Annotated in this window: 14 protein-coding genes and 1 pseudogene; 7 read left to right on the forward strand and 8 right to left on the reverse strand. The window is 69.2% G+C overall.

The window, feature by feature from the left end; all coding sequences use genetic code 11:
* Positions 1-237: 237 nt before the first annotated feature.
* Positions 238-1,665 (reverse strand): hypothetical protein, encoded by a 1,428-nt coding sequence (locus KYK13_RS17530; protein WP_223645753.1) that lies wholly within the window; start codon positions 1,663-1,665, stop codon positions 238-240.
* Between the two features lie 109 nt (positions 1,666-1,774).
* Positions 1,775-2,449 (reverse strand): annotated as a pseudogene (locus tag KYK13_RS39335) (cupin domain-containing protein); the annotation flags it as partial.
* Between the two features lie 218 nt (positions 2,450-2,667).
* On the opposite strand from KYK13_RS39335, the gene KYK13_RS17540 reads away from it, so the two are divergent.
* Positions 2,668-3,084 (forward strand): DUF4267 domain-containing protein, encoded by a 417-nt coding sequence (locus KYK13_RS17540; RefSeq protein WP_223645755.1) that lies wholly within the window; start codon positions 2,668-2,670, stop codon positions 3,082-3,084.
* A gap of 111 nt (positions 3,085-3,195) precedes the next feature.
* On the opposite strand, the gene KYK13_RS17545 is transcribed toward KYK13_RS17540, so the two are convergent.
* Together KYK13_RS17545 and KYK13_RS17550 are read right to left on the reverse strand one after the other, a co-directional pair.
* The gene (locus KYK13_RS17545; protein ID WP_223645757.1) at positions 3,196-4,803 is read right to left on the reverse strand and encodes a DUF1552 domain-containing protein; all 1,608 of its coding nucleotides are present in this window, start codon (positions 4,801-4,803) and stop codon (positions 3,196-3,198) included.
* Entirely contained in the window at positions 4,800-6,578 is a 1,779-nt protein-coding gene (locus tag KYK13_RS17550; protein WP_223645759.1) for a DUF1592 domain-containing protein, read from the reverse strand. Before KYK13_RS17550 ends, KYK13_RS17545 begins: the two co-directional genes overlap by 4 nt.
* Before the next feature lie 77 nt (positions 6,579-6,655).
* On the opposite strand from KYK13_RS17550, the gene KYK13_RS17555 reads away from it, so the two are divergent.
* The 4 genes from KYK13_RS17555 to KYK13_RS17570 are packed head-to-tail and all read left to right on the forward strand — an operon-like array spanning position 6,656 to position 9,740.
* Positions 6,656-7,570, forward strand: coding sequence for a hypothetical protein (locus tag KYK13_RS17555; RefSeq protein WP_223645761.1), 915 nt, complete (start codon positions 6,656-6,658; stop codon positions 7,568-7,570).
* A gap of 49 nt (positions 7,571-7,619) precedes the next feature.
* Positions 7,620-8,180: an RNA polymerase sigma factor gene (locus KYK13_RS17560; RefSeq protein WP_223645763.1), complete on the forward strand. Its 561-nt coding sequence runs from the start codon at positions 7,620-7,622 to the stop codon at positions 8,178-8,180.
* Positions 8,167-9,192 (forward strand): FecR domain-containing protein, encoded by a 1,026-nt coding sequence (locus KYK13_RS17565; RefSeq protein ID WP_223645765.1) that lies wholly within the window; start codon positions 8,167-8,169, stop codon positions 9,190-9,192. Before KYK13_RS17560 ends, KYK13_RS17565 begins: the two co-directional genes overlap by 14 nt.
* Positions 9,189-9,740: a hypothetical protein gene (locus tag KYK13_RS17570; RefSeq protein WP_223645766.1), complete on the forward strand. Its 552-nt coding sequence runs from the start codon at positions 9,189-9,191 to the stop codon at positions 9,738-9,740. Before KYK13_RS17565 ends, KYK13_RS17570 begins: the two co-directional genes overlap by 4 nt.
* Here the strand turns inward: KYK13_RS17570 and KYK13_RS17575 are convergent, their stop codons facing one another.
* The 3 genes from KYK13_RS17575 to KYK13_RS17585 form a co-directional block, all read right to left on the reverse strand.
* Positions 9,741-11,120, reverse strand: a complete 1,380-nt coding sequence (locus KYK13_RS17575) for an FAD-binding protein (protein WP_223645767.1) — start codon at positions 11,118-11,120, stop codon at positions 9,741-9,743.
* 173 nt (positions 11,121-11,293) lie between these two features.
* Positions 11,294-12,757 (reverse strand): hypothetical protein, encoded by a 1,464-nt coding sequence (locus KYK13_RS17580; protein WP_223645768.1) that lies wholly within the window; start codon positions 12,755-12,757, stop codon positions 11,294-11,296.
* A 295-nt stretch (positions 12,758-13,052) separates the two neighbouring features.
* Positions 13,053-13,694 (reverse strand): glutathione S-transferase family protein, encoded by a 642-nt coding sequence (locus KYK13_RS17585; protein WP_255654296.1) that lies wholly within the window; start codon positions 13,692-13,694, stop codon positions 13,053-13,055.
* A 243-nt stretch (positions 13,695-13,937) separates the two neighbouring features.
* On the opposite strand from KYK13_RS17585, the gene KYK13_RS17590 reads away from it, so the two are divergent.
* Positions 13,938-16,124: a mucoidy inhibitor MuiA family protein gene (locus KYK13_RS17590; RefSeq protein WP_223645770.1), complete on the forward strand. Its 2,187-nt coding sequence runs from the start codon at positions 13,938-13,940 to the stop codon at positions 16,122-16,124.
* Positions 16,125-16,134: 10 nt separating this feature from the next.
* A complete protein-coding gene (locus tag KYK13_RS17595; RefSeq protein WP_223645771.1) occupies positions 16,135-17,700 on the forward strand; it encodes a mucoidy inhibitor MuiA family protein in 1,566 nt (521 codons plus the stop codon).
* A gap of 50 nt (positions 17,701-17,750) precedes the next feature.
* Here KYK13_RS17595 and KYK13_RS17600 read toward each other — a convergent pair whose 3' ends face one another.
* A complete protein-coding gene (locus KYK13_RS17600; protein WP_223645772.1) occupies positions 17,751-18,089 on the reverse strand; it encodes a UBP-type zinc finger domain-containing protein in 339 nt (112 codons plus the stop codon).
* Positions 18,090-18,121 lie beyond the last annotated feature (32 nt).

Genomic DNA, 18,121 nt, shown 5'->3' on the forward strand with positions numbered 1-18,121 from the left:
GCGAATGATGAGAATTTGAGTGTGGCGGTCATGGCAATCCTTGCGTGAGGTGCGGGGCGCTCCCTACAGGTTGCCAAGCAGAACGTGAAGCGTTTTTCTGGTCTATCTTGATTGGCGTGAGTGTGTCTGGGGATTCCTTCAAGAGGGCCCCGGGTGCTATTTCGCCCGCCGCAACCGGGGCCTGGGGGGAAGGCGGGAGGCGGATGGTGGACACTCGGAGCCGGGACGGATGTCTGGCTAGCGGCCGCCCAGGAGGCCAAAAGGCTTCCACTCCAGGACCTTCAGGTCGAAGCCGGCCTGGCGCTTCCCGGCGATCCAGTCCTCGAGCGCGTTCAGGGCGGAGGCTTCGTCATCGAAGCGCCGCTGTTCGCCGTCGCGGGTGACCAACTTCGAGTCCTTCACGATGGCAGACGTGTACTCCGGCTTCGGTCCGCCGTACTTCGCGAACTCCCGTTCGAGCGGCCCGCGACCGGGAACCTCGGACGTCACACGCAGGAAGTCGCCGGCGTAGCGGGCCTCCAGCCGCCGCAGTTCGAGCACGGCGGCGTCGGAGGTGCTGAAGGCGAAGCGGAACGTCCGCAGCGAGCCGTTGTTGGTGCCCGCGTGGAATTGGATGACGGCGCCGAAGCGCTCGAGCTCCAGGAAGAGGTCGCCGCGCTTGCGCCAGAACGTGACGCGCTCCGAAGCCCGCTGCTTCACGTCGAGGGCCGGCGGCGCTTCCTTCCCCAGGATCTGCTTGCCGTCGAAGATCTGCAGGGGGAAGTTCCCCGGACTCAGCAACCACACCTCTCCGGTCTTCCGCTGCGCGTAGACGACATGCTTCGCCCGTGCCTTCTTCGACGCCTGGGCCGCGATCCCCTCGATGTCGAGGCCCTCGAGCTCTTCGGCGGTGGGCGCGTCGGGTTCACGGACCTGAGGGGGCTGGAGGGTGTCCGTGAAGATCGGATCGCCGCGCTGGATGCGCTCGAAGAGCGCGTCGTGGTGGACCTCCCCCAGGTCCAGATCCCAGAGCTCGGGGAGGAGGAAGGTGGAGGCGAGGGTGGTGGCGGCCTCGCCGGAGCGACCGTTCTCGAGGCGATGTCGGGCGCGGACTTCGCCGTAGCAGGCCACCTCGTGATCGTTTTCGTCCAGGAAGCGCGTGGAGAGGTTGCCCGCCACGACGAGGCTGTCGTCGTTGTAGACGCCCTGGATCACATCCCGGACCTCGAGGCCCCCCAGGACCAGGACGTTCCCCGACGTCCTAAGCCCCAATGCCGAGCAACGGCCCAGGACGACGAGGGTCGAATCCGGTCCGCAGTCCTCCAGCACGCCCTCGACCTCCAGGTCGCCGAGCACGACGAGGGGGCAGGTGACGCGCAGCGAGCCGGGAGCCCGCGCGTTGCCCGTGACGACCCGCGCCTCGGAGACGGAGCCGTCGAGCACCGCGTCCACTGGCGTCAGCAGCCCGCGCATTGCAAGGGTCGCGAGCCCGATGGAGGAGAGGGGGCCGGGACACAGCGCCTGGACGAGCTGCGAGGGCGACACCGGCTCCGCGTCGTGGAACGCGCTGGCGAGGGACTCGACTGACGGCTCTCCGTGATGGTGAAGCGCGTCGTGGACGGCCCCTTCGAGCTGGGCGAGCAGGGCCTCCGCGCGCGGGAGGAACGTGTCCTGGGTGAGAATCATGCGTGGATTCTACCCACGTGAAGCGCCCGGGGTTGGGGCTGTTGGGTCCCATCGCGAGAGGATGCGCGGCCTCCTGCATGCGAAGCCGTGTGAGGTACTCATGAGGCGCCACGCCCACCTCGCTCGCGAAGCGCCGCGCGAGCGTCGTCCGCGAGGTCCCCGAGCGCCGCGCCAGCTCACTCACGGTCCAACTCCGCCCCGGCTCCGCGTGCATCCAGCCCAGGGCGGTGGCGAGCGTCCGGTCGCCGAGCGCGCCCAACCAGCCCGCGCCGCCCGGCGGCTGCGCGTCCGCCCAGGCACGAAGCACCTGCACCAGGAGGATCTCGAGCCACCGGGAGACGATGACGGAGGCGCCTCGCTCTCCCCGTTCGTACTCCCGTTCGAGCAGCGACACCGTGGGCAACAGGGCACGCGCGTCCTCGGAGGCCCCCCGCAGGTGGACCCGCTCGGGAAGCAGCCGCAACACGGGATGAGCCCCTGGCTCGTCGAACGTGAAGAAGCCGCAGCGCAGCCGCGACTCCACGCCGTCCCCGCCCAGCGCATACGAGGTGGTTCCTTCACCTCGTGTCGCCAGCCACTCCTCCACCTTCAGCTTGGGGCTGCGGAGCGAGTCCGCCACGGCATGCCCATCACCGCGCGGCAGCAGCACGACGTCCCCTTGCCCCAGCGCGACGGCGTCACGGCCCTGCGTGAGGTGACAGGAGCCCGCGATGACCAGATGCAGGGTCGCCGAGGCCGTGGGAGCAAAGCGCAGCCCCAGGGGGCCCGCGCCACGGTGCGGCAGTAGAGCTGCCCTCGCAGACGGGTTCGCTCGAGGAGCTGCCCCAGCAGGTCGGAGGGATGCGAGAGGTCCATGCCCGCGAGGCTAGCAGCGGGCTGTCCCCATCGCTCGTGCCGTGAGCGTTTCAGACAAAAGGTTGCGCCGTCCGAGAATGGCATCTGCGGGGCCTGAACGTCACATTCACAGACATGAATGACACCCGCGCTTCAGCTGGAGACCCCATGAACCCGAACCCCTCACGGTTGCCCTGGAAGCTCACCTCTCCCACGGCCTTGTTCACCTTGCTGCTGGGCGCCTTCATGCTGTTCCTCAGCCTCCGGGCCGCGATGGATCCGATCAGCGCGGCCAGGGGCTTCGGGCTGCCCGACTCCGGGCACGAGGTCATCCCCTGGCTGTACGTCAAGGCGGGCAGGGACCTCTGCGTGGCACTGGCGATGGTCGCCCTGGTGGCCATCCGACAGCGGCAGGCCGCGGGCGTCTTCGTCCTCGCCTGCATCGTGATGCCCACCGTGGACGCGCTGACCGTGATGCATGGCGGCGCCTCACTGGCTTTCGCGCTCGCGGTCCATGGGAGCGCGGCGGTCTACGGAGTCGTGCTGGCCGCCGCGCTGCTGCGTCCCCAGAAGGCCACCTCTTGAGGTCACGTCATCATGTTCTTGAACCCCACGGTGACGCTCCAACTGGGCGACAGGAACCCTCGCTGGAACGTCCTGTTCGCGCTGGCCTCCCGTGCCTCACGACACGCTCGGTCAGGGCGCGAGGAACGGCAGCAGCTCCCCGGTCTTCTGCCACATTGATGCCGGATAGGCCTGTGCCGAGGTGAAGCCCTGGTTCGTGAAGAAGTACTCGTAGGTCGACTGGTACGACGCCTTCCAGCCGTAGCCGGGGTGGTCGGGTTCGCTCCATTCCGCTTTCGGAATGCCCATCGCCTGGAGCGCCGTGCCGAGCCACTGGTTGTAGAGGAGGCCGGACCACAGAAAGTTGCCCTCGCTGCCCGTGCTCGAGTCGCCGCTCACCTTGCGCGTGATGTTCCGGTAGTCGCAGTAGCTGCCCGTCTTGAGGGCGCCCCCCGCGCTCCCGGCGGTCACGACCGGGACCGAGAAGGAGAAGTGGGGCGTGTTGCCGTTCTCCTGCCCCCACGCGAGCAGCGAATCATCCAGCAGGGTTCCCCCCGCGCCGTTCGAGAACCGCTCGAAGCGGGAGACGAGGTCGAGGAACACTTGCGAGAAGAAGACCTGGTTGAACTGGACCACCAGGTCCTGGTTCGCCCCGGCCACGGTCGCGGGGTGAACGACGTTGTTGTGCCAGTCTTCCCCCTGAGGCGCGCGGGGGGTGAACGTCAGGTTCTGGTTGTTCTCGTCGATGCTGAAGGTGGCGATGCGACAGACGCCGCAGTTCATCGCCACGGCGAGCACCTCGTTGATGAGCCGGAAGTACTCGACGTTCTTCGCGGGGTCTCCCGCGAAGGAGCCGGAGTTCCGCAGCGACAGGTTGTCGGTGGTGGGACGGGACGGCACCTCGCAGCCGGCGCTGGTGGTCTCCAGCCGGCGCTGCAGCTCCGCGACCGCGTCGATGTGCTGGTCCAGCCGCTTCCTGTCCTCGGCCGAGAGCCGGCCGTTGCCGTTGCGCAGCCGCCGGTAGCTTTCGAGGACCTTGTCCACCACGGGGGCCCGCGCGGTGCCGGGGCTGCTGGTCCCGGCCAGCAAGGTGTCAAAGAGGGCGAGTGAGCTCTCCGTGCCGCTGATGGAGCTCGAAGCGACCCCGGAGGATCGAACCCCGGGCGTGCTGTGCCCCCAGCTGCCGCTCGAGCTGCCCGAGGCGGCGATGGCGACGCTTCGCTTCCGGACGGAGGCGACGCTTGGGTAGAAGGCCGGTGAGTAGGCCATCACCTGATCGATGGTCGCCCGGGGCGAGCCAGGCCGCTGCTTGTCGAAGTCGTAGTAGCCCAGCGCGGCGCCGAAGTTGTGACCCATGTACAGGGGGAAGTCGAGTCCCCGCAGGATGTTCATCTTCGAGACGAGCGTGGGTGTGAGCACGGACGACCTCGCGGTCAGCACCCGGCTGATGACCGCATCACCGCTCGCGTTGGCCGTCGCGGTCAGGTCCCCCCGCCGGACGTCGTGGTCCGCATAGAGCAGGGACTGCGTCAGCGCCGAGTCCCCCGGCCACATGTTCGCGCCAAAGATGGCGCCGTGGGGGGTACGGAAGTGCACGAAGCACTTCGGGCGCTGAGCGGCCTGGGCCTTCGCTTCGCGGGGGCTCAAGAGCGAGGGGAGCAGCGGCAACGCCAGCACGGCACCGCCCGCGCCGCGCAGGAACATGCGGCGATTCAATTGGAAGATGGGGGCGTTGCTCACTGGAAGCTCCTCTGCTTGAACGCAGGATGATTGGCGACGGTCTTCAACAGGTCGGCCATCGGTGCGCCGCTGCGCGCGACAGCCTCCATCTCCGAGAGCAGGCAGCCATCGCGGGAGGTGGACTCCACCCGAGCGTGCGCGAAGCGGAAGTAGTGTTGCGCGACGCACGACCCGAAGAGCTGGCTGTCATGGATCATCCGCGAGAGCTCCGCGGCGTTGGAGATGGCTCGCTGCTCGGAGTCGTAGAGCCACACGTCCGCCGAGGTGTCCACGGGGGGCGTGGCGGTCTCGTGGCCCTGCGGGTTGAACAGCCGCTCCATGCCGCGCTCCCGCCCGAGCGCATCGAACCCTTCCAGGACGAAGCCCGGTGGATTGATGGTGTTGTTGTGGCATCCCCCGCAGCTGCCTCCGGAGGTGAGCTGGGTCACCACCTGTCGCGTCGTCATGCTCGCCGTCGGCGCGGGAGGCCTGTCGCTGGCATTGGGCGGAGGGGCCCCGACCTGCTGGCAGAGCAGGGCGTTTCTCACCAGGTATCCCTTGTGGATGGGACGTGTCGACGCGGTCCCCGTGGCCAGCAACGCCGCGCGGGTCAAGAGTCCGCTGCGGTTCTGGGACGGGATGACCGGCGCCGGACCGGAGCCGTTCCAGACGGGGACACCGTAGATGGCGGCCAGGAACGGATCCGCCGTGTAGGACCTCCGGTCGAGCAGGAAGTCGCTGACCGAGCCACCGGACACGACGGTGTTCCAGGCGGAGAGCTGGACGTCCTCGAACATCGCGGTGCGCGTGGTGTCCGTTGGCATCTGCGCTCCGACGAAGGCCTGGTAGACCGGGTCGTTCCGGAGCGCCACCAGCGACGGCAGCTCCTCGAGCCGAAGCCACTCGCTGACGAATTCGTCCAGCGAGCTTCGCAACTGGGGACTCTTCATCATCCGGTCGAGCTGGGCGTTGAAGCCGCTCTCGGTCAGGAGCGAGCCATCGGTCGCCGCGGCCCAGAGCGCGTCGTCCGGGGGCGCCTGCCAGAATTGATAGGACAGCCTCGAGGCCAGCTCGAACGCGGAGAGGGGACTCACCGGCTGGCCGGCGGTGGTGCCATGCTCGACCCGGTAGAGGAACCAGGGTGAGTTCAGGAGGGTGGTGATGACGTCCGCCACCGCGGCCCTGTCCACCGGGGTGGACCCGGCAATGTCGGCGAAGGCGGTGACCTCCGCCGGCGGCAGTGGGTAGCGCAGGACGCGAGAGCCCCAGCCCCGGATGAAGGTCTCCAGGCAGGCCCGGTCGTTGGCGGTCTGGCTGTCGCTCGCGCAGCTTCCCAGGAGCGCGTCGCGGCGCGCGTCGGTGCTGGTCAGCTCCTGGGCTACGGCCTTGCCCAGGTCATACATGACGTCGATCTGGGTCTGCTGGATGGATTGGTCCAGCCGGCTGAAGCCGCCCTTCAAGTCACCGGGCGCGGGAGTGCGCTGGTCCGTCGGGTACCGGGCGAGGATGGGCGTGAGCTTCGTCCACAGGGCGTCGGCCTCGTTCGGCAGCGCACGGGCAATGGCGAAGCGAAGCGAGTTCATCAGCTGCGTCCGGGACAGCCGGGGCAACGGCAGCTCCGAGGGGACGGCGTTCGCGTCGCAGGAGAACCTCGCTGGCGCCGGACGGACGGAGCCGGTCTCGGCCGGCGGCGGGGGATCGTCTCCACCGGTGTGCCGGCCAGGCCCGATGGTGCCGTCACAGGCGACCGCGCCAGCGCAGAGAAGCAGGATGCTCGTGTAGCGGGGAAGCGTCATGACCCTGGCTACGCGCGTGGCCGGAAATACTTTCCTGCCCGGAGCGCCACGGGCGACGGTACTCTCGCCACCACCGCATGACCGCTCTGCTCTGCGCGCTCTCCCTCGTCGTCCTGACCCAGGCCCCGGCGGTGTCGGTGTCCTTCGACCTTGGCTCCCTTTCCGAACAGGACTACCGGCGGTGGGACGGAGTGGAGCTGGAGCGAAAGGTGGCCCTGCGGCTGATCCAGGAGGGCTTCGCGGTCGTCTCTCCACGGAGTCCGGCGCAGCTTCGACTGCGCGCAAGCCGCACTCCCGAAGGGCTGTGGCTCGAGGCCGCCGGGCCGCGGCAACGGGTCGAACAGGGCGTTCGAGTGGGGCGGGGTTCCATCGCGGAGCTTCATCTGGAAGTCGCACAGAAGCTCTCTGAGATGACGCGGGCGGTGCAGCCCCAGCCGGAGCCACCCCTGCCCGAGCCCAAGCCCGAGCCCGTGCTCCCGCCTCCCGTGGAGGTGACCTCCGCCCCACGGCGCCCCGAACTGGACCTGGGCCTGGGGCTGGGGACGCTCTGGCGTGGACCCGGGGCGGATCCACACCTGCTGCTCTCCGCGAGGCGTGGCTTGGAGTCATTCGGCCTGGAGGCGGAGGCGGGGCTCGGGGTGTCCCGCGAAGCGGCGCTGACCGTGTTCGAGGCACAAGGCGGCGCCTTCTTCAGTTATCGGCGCTCCGTGGCGGAGCGCCTTCAGCTCGAACCTGCGGTGGGCGGGGGCCTCGTCGTCCACGCCTTCCGGCTCAAGGACGCCTGGGTGTCGAGCCAGACCGGTACCCAGGTGTCTCCCGCGGGCTGGGCCCGGATGAAGCTCCGGTGGCGGTTCACCGAGCGTCTCGCGACGGAGTTGCGCGTGGCCCTGGGGCTGCTGCGGCCCGTGACGCATGTGAGCGAGGGCGTGACGCTGTGGTCGCGGGGAGGCGCGAGGCTCGAAACCGGCGTTCAGCTTTCCTGGGGGCAGTAACCTTCGAGGAAAGTTTCTCCGGCTTCAATCGTAGGTCCTCAGGTGATGGATGTCGCGTGCTCTCCACTCCAAGGCCCCGCCCGCCCTGCCTGCCCGGCCTGTGTCATTCGACACGCTCTACGAGGAGCACGCCGAGGACGTCTACGTCTGGGCCATGCGATATGCGGCCGGTCGTTCGGGCTGGGCCGAAGACGTCACACATGATGTCTTCCTCAAGGCCTGGGAGCACCGGGCCTGGCTGCGCGAGGAGGATGTGAGGGGCTGGCTCTTTCGCGTCACGCAGAACGTGGCGTTCTCCGCCCTGCGGCGCGAAAGGACGTTTCGGCAGCGCATCGCCGACCTCTGGTCTCCGGTGCAACCCGCGCAGGCGGAGTCCACGCCGGAGACGGCCCTCGCGCGGCAAGAGGCGGTGCGCAGCGCCACGGCGACGCTGGACCGCTTGCCGGGGCAGGAGCGGGTGGTGATGGCATTGAAGATCCTGGACGACCTGAGCCAGCGCGAGATTGCCCAGCTCCTCTCCCTGTCAGAGGGCTACGTGTCGAAGTTGATCAGCCGCGCCCAGGGCCGTCTGTCGGCCTGGGGATGGAAGGTGGACGATGGCTCCCCGTGACTTCCGCGCAGAGCTCCGGCGTGAAGACCCGCTCCGCCGCGAGCAGGGGATGCCACCTGCCGTCCGGGCCCGGCTGTGGTCGCGGCTGCGGGACGCACGCGAGCCGAAGCGCGTGTGGCACCAACGCCCCGCGTTCTGGGGACTCGCCGCGTCGGCCGTGGCGCTGGCCCTCGTGGTGTTCTGGATGCGCGCTCCCTCCGCACGTCCCTTGGGGGGATTCGAGCTCGCGCGGGCCAGTGCCGACCTGAAGGTGCGGGAAGACGCCGCGGGTGTGGAGATTCAAGTGGGAGAGGCCGCCCTGATGGACGTGGCCCGAGGCATCACCCTCCGGAACCAGGGGCCGCTCGTCGTTCGCCGTGAACCCGCTGGGGTGCGACTCGTCCGGGGGCGCGCGGAGTTCTCCGTGAATCACCGCCAGCCGGGTACGCCCCCTGCCGTCGTGCTCGTGTCAGGCGGCGCCATCGAGATCATGGGCACGCGCTTCACGGTGGAGGAGCGGGAGTCGGGAGGCGCGGTCACCCTGCACGAAGGCGCCATTGCCTTCCGTCAGCGCGGCGGAGGGGTGATTCCCGTGAGGGTGGGGCAGACGTTGGAGTGGCCGGTGGCCGAGCCCGCCCTTCGCGAGCCAGCGCCTCCCGCGCCGGAATCGCCCCAGCCCCTGGTGACGCCCAGCACGAAGGCGGCTCCCTCCCGCGTTCCCTCCACACCGGTTCGTGCTCCGAGCGCGGAAGACGTCTTGCGAGAGCTGGAGGTCCTTCGCGGTCGGCACGAGTTCGAGCAGGCGGCGAGGTACCTCGAGGAGTCGATGCGCAAGCAGCCAGTGGCGACGCGGGAGCGCCTCAGCTTCGAGCTGGGCTCGTTGCTGACGTACCAGCTCAAGGACGCGCAGCGCGCCTGCGCCCACTGGACCCGGCACGAACAGCAGTTCCGGCGCGGGCACTACGCGGAGGCGGTCCAGCGTGCCCGTGGGCTGCTGTCCTGTGAGGGCCGGGAACGCGAGACCGCGCGATGAAACCGGGGCGCTGGAGCAAGCTGTTGCTGGCAGCGGCGCTGACCGCCTGCGAGCCCGCCATCATCGACCATTCCCCGACCTCCAACCTGCTCGACGCCGAGACGTCCTCCCTGGAGACGGGGCTCGGAGCCTGGAGTGCGTGGTTCTCGGTCACCGTTTCGAGGGCGCCCACCGCCGCGAGAGAGGGCGATGCGGGCATGCGCGTGGAGGTGACCGAGCCCTACGGCTGGGGTGTCCACCTCGACAACTGGCCGGGGTTCGCGGCATCGCCAGGGGCCCACCGTGCCTCTTTCTGGGCACGTGGGACGCCGGGGCGCTCACTGGTCGCCGAGATGCGGGTCAGTTGGCGTGACTCGGGCGGCCGGGAACTGCAGGCGGAGACGCTCTCGAGCCCCGTGCTCTCCGGGCAGTGGGGCCGGACCGCTCGCGAGCTGACGGCTCCGGCCGGAACGGAGCGGGTCTCCGTGGATGTGACTGGCGCTGAAGGTTCCCCTGGCGATGTCATCGAGCTGGATGTCCTGGTCGTCCAGGCCCTGGGCGCACCGTGATCAGAAGATGCCCTGTCCCGGCGTGAGGACGCGGTCCGGGTCGTAGTTCCGCTTCGCGTGCTCGAACCGCTCCCAGTCGGGGTGGAAGTGGCGGCGCCAGTCGGCGGGGCTCAACGGCACGGCATCCACGGGATAGATCTTCCCTCCGATGGCCGTGAGCCGGTCGAAGATGGCGCGGTTCTTCCGCACGAGGGCGGCGACGTTCTCCGGCGTCGGTGGAATGGCGGTGCGCAGCAGCGAGAAGAGGAAGACGTGTCTGTCGTTGGGAGTGCGCAGGAAGGGCGTGGTCAGCTCCGAGGAGCGGAAGGGGTAGAGGAGGATGGGCCCCTGGCCCATGTCGGCCTCGGTGGTCTGCGAGAGGACCTCCTGGACGAAGGACTCGGCTGACCGGGCCGGGACGAACATGTCCAGCCACGGATGGGGGAAACCCCAGACGCCGAGTTGCTTGAGCAGCTCAATCAGCGGCGCGAGCCGGTTGGCGAAGTCGAAGTAGCTGCCGTCGCTGACCTGGAGCGTTCCCGGCTCAAAGCCCAGGCCGGCGAGCAGTCTCGCGTCGTGGGGCTCCGAGCCCGGGGTGAAGTACTTCACCACCTCGAGCTGATACGCCCACCCTCCGTTGGAGGCGACGGCGGAGCCCTCGACGTAGTCGAAGCGGCCGTCCTCGATGAGCCGCCGCTGGTCCTCCATGAAGCGGTGGAGGTCGTTGTACAGCGCGATGTAAGTCCGGGCGCGGGGCGGCACTTCGACGAGCCGCACCCTGGCTCGCACGATGATGCCGAACTGGCCCAGGCCCGAGCGCACGGCATCGAAGAGGGGCCGCTCACGCCAGCGCGAGCACCGCACGAGCTCGCCCCGGCCCGTGACGACGTCCATTTCCAGGACGTTGTCCACCTGGAGGCCCCAGCGAAACGCCTGTCCGCCGATGCCCCCCGCCGACAGCGTTCCTCCGATGCTCAGCTCGATGTAGTCGGTCAGCACCGGCGGGCTCTTGCCGCGGGGAAGCGAGGCCTGGAGCAGCTCGTGCCACCGGACGCCCGCATCCACCCAGGCGCTGTCCTCGCCAAGCTCATGGAGGGTCGACAGCGCGGACATGTCGATGACGATGCCCGCCGTCACCTGGGATTGCCCGAAGGTGCTGTGGCTCTCACCGAGGCCGCGAGCGGCGGCGATCTTCAGGCCCTGGCGCCGCGCGAAGCGGACCATGGCCACGATGTCCGTCACCGAGCCGGGAACGAGCACCGCCCACGGCGTGCGGTGGAGGATGTGACCGAAGTCCTCCGCGGCCGCGGTCCGCGACGCCGCGTCCATCAGCAACTCGCCATCGAGCGGCGGCAGGGGGACCGCGCCAGCCTCCAGCGTGGAGGCCCAACTCCGGCTCATGGGATTGAATGCCACTGCCACCAGCGCACCTTGGAGCAACGCCCTTCGGGAGACGGTTCGATTCGACATTCATTCCTCCTTCGCCGTCGAAGACGTCTATCCCGAGGCCGCCCCCTCAACAATTGTCCTCCCGTTTCTGGAGTGAGGTTTCGGGTGGGGACAGGCGGGAGTCGTCAGGGGCGGTGGACGACCAGGTCCACTTCCGGAAACTCCGGCGAGGGGCCGTCCAGGAGTGGGGTGGGGCGATCGCGCAGGTGCTTGTCGAAGAAGGCCCGCAGGTACGTGGCAGTCAAGGGCACCGTGCGCGCGCCATCCATGCTCCCAAGACCGAGGTCCGGGCCGGTCACCTGGGGGGCATAGGTCCGCACCAGCGGCAGGGCGATGGCGAGGTCACTGAAGCTGAAATGCCCGGTGCCGTGGATGCTCGCCTCGTAGCCCGTGGCGCGCAGCTTTTGGAAGAAGGTGGCCCGCGTGGGGTCCGCACCCGTGCCATCGCTGTTCATCAACAGAAACGGGACGTGAACCTCGGCGTCCATGTCCCCGTGGAAGGTCCCGTCCATGTTGAGGCCCGCCTTGAATCGCTCATCCGTGCGACAGGCATCGGCCGCGGTCGAGCCTCCGAAGGAGTGACCGAACATGCCCACTCGCGAAAATTCGAATCGGCCGGCGAAGCGGCTCCCCGACGCCTCGGCGCCCAGCTCTTCCAGTTGGTCGAGCACGAACCGAGCATCCCCAGTCCAGACGCCCTGGATGGAGGCGTTCTGGGCTGAGTCGACAGGAGAGATCTCGACGGTGTGGAGCACCACCCGGCCGTCAGGGAACACCACGGGACCGCCCGTGAAGGGATGGGAGATGGCCGCCACCACATAGCCCTGGCTCGCCAACTCCTCGGCCGGGCCGCTGTAGAGCGCCGTCCCGGTGCCATAGCCAGGCGAGAACAACAGCACAGGGAAGCGCTCGGAGCCCTCCGCCATGGGGGCATCGCGCACGGCGTGGGCAAAGAAGAACCCGAACAGCTGCGGCGGATACTCCTGGGAGGCGGCCAGCAGCTCGCCCTCGTACGGGTTGAGGAAGTAGGGCGCCGGCTGCGCCTGCGACATCCGGCGCGCGGGATACCAGAGCCGCACCTGCACCGCACGGCGGTCGTCGGGGGTCGCGGTGAACGTCTCGTCACGCGTCGGGTCCGTCCAGGTGAACGCTGTCGTGCCTACCGCGTAGGGCCCGGTGGGGACAGGAATCTCCACCACGGAATGGCTGGCGTCGTGCACACCATCCTGCGCGAAGACGCCGACGCCGCTCCGGGTCCTCGCATCGAAGAGGACCCGGGTGGTCTCCCGGGTCAACACGCCCGCCTCGCGCAGCGCCGGCAGGGGGAAGCTGAAGAGTGCATCCAGGCAGCCGTCACCATTCACGTCCCGCACCGCGCCCGGTCCTCGCGCCCGCACCGTCCCGGTCCCTCCGGGATTCGTGAGAACCACCGTGGCGGGGTCGAGGGTGGTGACATCCACCGCTGCTTCGGAGCAAAGCACGGCGACCTCGAGATCGCCCGTGTCCGAGCCATGCACGGCGTTGGGGTACACGCCCGGCATGACGTCCAGGTCCGCATTGTCGACTCGCGTGTACTGCGGGGGAGTCACAGCGCCATCCGGGGCCTGGTGTTTGTCTCCACCACAGCCAGAGCCGATGAGAATGCAGAGTCCAAGCACGGCCGGGGTCGATCGCCACGAGATGCGATGGCGCCACGCTCCCCGAAAGATGGATGTCGGCGACGAGGGTGATGGATGCATGGTTCTCTTTCCTTCCAGGGCAGCCCAGGCCCTCGGTCCGCAGGAAGGCGGCGGATGCACATCAACGAAACACCGGAGCCCGGGCGTGCTGTCACCTCTCGCTGCGATAAAGCTGCGCGGCAGGTGGAGCGCCGCGAGCGGCTGCTCAGCTCCGGGCGGCCGGTGGAGGCATGGGGGGCGCGGTGCGCTGCCACGCCTCCAGCTCCTGCACGCGCCCCAGCCACGCCCGGAGGTTCGCGTAGCCTTCGAGGGGCAGGCGCGCCGGGCCCGCGAGGGCGAACGACGCCGCGATCGAGAGGTCCGCGAGCGTCAGGCGCTCCTGCGTGACCCACGTCCTGCCCGCCAGGTGCGAGTCCAGCACGGGCGCGGTCTGCGCGAAGAGGGCCTCACCGCGCGCGACCTCGGCGGGGTCCGGCGGCCCGCGGCCGGTGCGCTGCTTCACGAAGTTCTCCTGGACGAGCACGGTGTTCGCCGGGGCCATGTGGGACGAGCACCAGAACAGCCAGCGGTTCACGTCGGCGCGGCCCTGCGCGTCCGTCGGGAGCAGGGTCTGCCCCGGGGTCTTCTCTGCGAGGTACACCATGATGGCGCGCGACTCCCAGAGCCGGAAGCCGCCGTCGTCCAGGACGGGGACGCGCCCGTTGGGGTTGATGCCCAGGTACGACGCCTCGCGCTGCTTGCCCGTGGTGAGGTCCACCACGATGCGCTCGAGGGGAATGTCGAGGTGGGCGGCCACGAGCAGCACGCGGCGCGAGTTTCCAGACAGGGGGTGGAAGTAGAGCTTCAAGACGGACCTCCAGGACGGCACGGGTGGAGGGGGAGGAGCTAGCCGCCCGGAGTGACAAGGGCCTGTCAGGTATCGTCAGGGGCGTGGCTTCACGACAATGCGGAGCACCTTCTCCGTCTGTGGAGCGCCCCTTTCTGCGACCCCCGCGCTGATTCGCGGACGCGCGCGGGAATGCGCCATCCATTCCCGCGCCATGATGATTCCATGACGATACGGGAGCGGGGCGCTGGATACCGTGGCGCCATGCTCTTCTTCGGACTCGGAGGGGTGGCGGTGAGCATGCTCGCCGCCACCACGGAAGCTCCCATCACCGCCGTCACGGTGTACAGCGACAGGGCTCGCGTGGAGCGGACCGCCACCGTCACGGTCTCCGGCACCCAGCGCGTGGAGCTGCCCCGCCTGCCGGACTTCGTGGACCCGGACTCCATCCGCGTCGAGGCCCAGGGCGCCGAGGTCTCCTCCGTCGACATCCGCCCCGCCAGCGCCCCGTCCTTTCCTCTGGACTCGGCGAAGCAGCTGCTCGGCATGCTGGACAAGCTCGACGGCGACCTCGCGCGCGTCGAGTCCGAGCGGCTGGCCTTCGAGGCCCAACTCGCCGCGCTTCGTCAGGTGCAGCCAGCGGCGTCGGAGGTTCGCACCGGCGCCACCGCGGGCGAACGGGCCTCCTCTTCGCCCACGACCTGGAGCACCTCCGCCGACTTCCTCGTGCACGCAGCCGAGACATTGCAGACACGCATGCTCGTGCTGAGGGACCAGCACGTCCGGCTCCAGGACGAGCGCATGCGGCGGCTCGAAGAAGCAGCCCGGCTCGGAGACCTGCCCCGAAAGCCCGGTCTCGAAGTCGCAGTCACCCTCTCCGGAACGGGGCCCGCGAAGGTGCACCTCACCTACCTTGTCTTGAGGCACGTGCGCTGGTCCCCGCGCTACGAGTTGCAGCTCCAGCCGGAGCAGCAGCGCGTGCTGATGGCCTTCTCCGGCCGCGTCAGCCAGGACACGGGCGAAGACTGGGAGGGCGCGAAGCTCACGCTCAGCACCGCGCTGCCCTCTACCGTCACATCGCTGCCGCGCTTCTCCACCTGGAAGATTGGCACCGTCGAGCGCTTCATCCCCGAGCCGAGCAGGCCGCGGGAGCCCCCCAGCACGCCGCCGTCCCTCCCTGCGCGCATGGCCGAGCCTGACCTGGAGCTCGAGCTGCGCCGGGAGCTCCTCACCCGTGCGGGACGGACTGCTCCTGTTCCCCAGCCGGCGAAGTCCGCACCGACTCCGTCCTCCATTGCGCAGCCTCCCACGAACGTCGAGCCCTTCTCTGCGAGCACCCTCATCGGGAGTGTCACCGACGCTCGGGGCCGGCAGCCTGTTGCTGACGCCGTCGTCACCGCCACCTCGCCCAACCTCCAGGGCGAGCGGACCGTGGTGACGGACGCACAGGGCAACTACCGCATTTCCCAGCTTCCGCCGGGTGTCTACACCCTGCGGGTTGAGAAGGAGCAGTTCCGGCCTCATACCCGGACCGACGTGCAGCTGCGCCTCAACCGCACCATCCGTGTGAACATGGAGCTCGTCACCGAGTCGCATGAGCGGATTGAAGTCATCAGCGCCACGCCGACAATCGAAGTGGGTTCCACGCACTCGGGTGTCAACACCGAGCCGGAGTTCATCAAGCGCTCACCCGAGTCGGGCTACGTGGTCGATGGGCTTTCCACGGGCAGCAGTTCCGAGCCCGAGCCCGTCGTGGATTCCTACGTGGGACTCGCGCCGCCCGCGGGCTGGCAGCCGCCGAAGCTGGCCGCGGACCTCCCCGCCTCGCTCGCCGGCGGCTACGACCTGGCCTATACCGCACAACGACCGGAGACGGTGCGCAGCGGCGGGGGAGAGCGCACCGTCCCGCTGCTCAACGAGTCCTGGCCCGTGCAGGTGGAGCGCCACGTCTTCCCCGCGCTCGCCAGGGACGCGTACCTCGTCGCGCAGCTCAAGAGCCCGTCGCGCACCGTGCTCCCGGGAGGCCCGGCCACCCTCTTCGTCGGCACGGACCCGGCCGGCACCACGGCGCTGAACCTCATCGTTCCGGGCGAGCCATTCGCGCTGCCGCTCGGCGTGGACCTCGCTGTGCGAACGGCCCGCAGCGTGAGGCTCGTGCAGGCTCAGGAGGGCTTCATCTCCAAGGACGACATCAATACCTACGAAGTCACGCTGGAGGTGCCCAATCCCTATCCGTTCCCCATGCCAGTGCGCGTGGTTGATCAGTGGCCGCTCAACCAGGACGGAAAGGTGGAGGTGAGGCTGCTGCGCACCACGCCCGCCGCGCATCAGGACCCGAAGAAGGGCGAGCTGTGGTGGGACCTCGTGGTGCCGCCTTCCAGCACGTCCACCGTGTCCTTCGAGTATTCGCTGCGCCGTCCCCAGAACTGGCGCCTCTCCCAGCGCCCGTGAGGAACCCACCATGACCTTGTTGCCATTGACGCTCCTCGCGCTTGCCACCACGTCCCAGGTGTCCTCCGTCGTCATCTACCCGGACCGCGCGGAGGTGACGCGCGAGCAGAAAGTGACGTGCACGGGCGCCACCACCGCCGTCTTCGAGCACCTGCCCGAGGCTGCCTCGCGCGAGAGCTTCCGCGCCCGCGCCAACGGCGCCACGCTGGAGGGACTCACCGCTGAAGCCGTGACGCTCGAGGTGTCGGTGCGGCCGGAGCGCCAGAAGTGGGAGGCGCGCAATGTGGAACTGGACAGGGAGGGGGAGGTGCTTGACGCCGCCGCGGCACGCGCGGAGGACCTGGAGAGGCTGGCTCTCGGCTTCACCCACGTGGCGGTGGATCGCATCACGCAGGAGCTCACCGGGCCGAAGCCGGACACGCGGGCGTGGGCCTCGGCGTTCGACTCGGCGCTGGCGGTGCGGCTGCGCGCGGTGAAGGAGGCGCGCGACGTCGCGGACAAGCAGCGCGCGCTCCAGCGGAAGCGGGCCGAGGTGCAGTCGGAGCTGACGCGGCTGAAGGTGCTCGCGGAGCGCGGCGAGCAGCGCGTGGAGGTGCGGCTGTCCTGCCCCGAGGGTTCACAGGTGCGCGTAGCGCTGAGCTACCTGGTGGGCGGCACGTCCTGGGAGCCGCTCTACGAAGCCCGCGCGCTGGAGTCCTCTGGCCTCGTGGAGCTGACGACGCTGGCCACCGTGCGGCAGCGCTCGGGCGAGGACTGGGCCGGCGCGAAGCTCTTCCTCTCCACCGCACTGCCGCGCCAGGACGCCACGCCGCCCGAAGTGACGCCGCTGTACGTCTCCGCCTGGAAGAGGCCAAAGGAGCGCAAGGTGCTGGTGCGCCGCGACGAATTCGGGCAGCACGCGGAGGCCGGCCCGGGTGAGGAGAAGGCTGAAGGCCAGGGCCTGCGCGTGGTGGACCAGGGCCTCTCCGTGCAGTGGGAGGCGCAGGAGGCCACGCGCGTGCCCGGGGACGGCACCGCAGTGCGTGTGCGCATCGGCCGCCACCGGCTGAAAGCGGACTTCTCCTGGCGCACGGCTCCCAAGCTGCTCCCGGTGGTATTCCGTGTGGCGCGACTGAACAACACCACGCCCTTCCCGCTGCTGGCGGGCCCTGTCGGCATCTTCCGCGACACGGGCTACCTGGGACACCAGCAACTGGAGCGCGTCGCCCGAGGCGCGCCCTTCGAGTTGGCCTTCGGGGTGGAGGAGGGCCTGCGCGTGAAACGCACCGTGGTAGCGGAGGTGCAGCGGCCGAAGGGCCTCTTCGGCGGCAAGCAGCGCTTCCGCTACGTGTACCGCTTCGAGCTCGCGAACCTGCGCTCCCAGCCGGAGTTGGTGGAGTTGTCCGAGCACATTCCCGTGTCCGAGTTGGACGACGTGCAGGTGGAGCTGGAGCCGGAATCCACGGCTGGCTACACGCTCGCGGAGGACGACGGCATCGCCACGTGGAAGGTGGCGCTGCCCTCGGGCGGGAAGCGCACGGTGGACCTCGCCTTCCACGTGGACGCGCCCTCCAGCTACGACACGGGGCGCCTGTAGCCATGCGCGGCGCGGGATGGACGCGTTCGCGTGCGACAGGTGCCGGGTGCCTACGGCGCGCTCATGGGGGACGAGTAGTGCACCGGCGGCGACTCGCCTGGGAAGGTGGGAATCCGCTCGACGAACTGCTCATCCACGTAGCACCAGGCCCAATCCTCCCCGGGCTCGAACGATTTGATGACCGGGTGGGTGCTTTCGTGGAAGTGCTGGGTCGCGTGGCGTGACGGCGAGTCGTCGCAGCAGCCCACGTGCCCGCAGGTCAGGCACATCCGGAGGTGGACCCACTCCCCTCCGTCCTTCAGACACTCCGCGCAGCCGTGGCCGCTGGGGTGGACGGGAGCCGTCCGGTGATGCTCGGTCGCTTCCAGGTGGGGACATTCCTTCTTCATGGCTCGCGCTCCGTGTCAGGGCCTGCGTCCAT

The sequence above is a fragment of the Corallococcus sp. EGB genome, assembly GCF_019968905.1.
GTDB lineage: Bacteria > Myxococcota > Myxococcia > Myxococcales > Myxococcaceae > Corallococcus.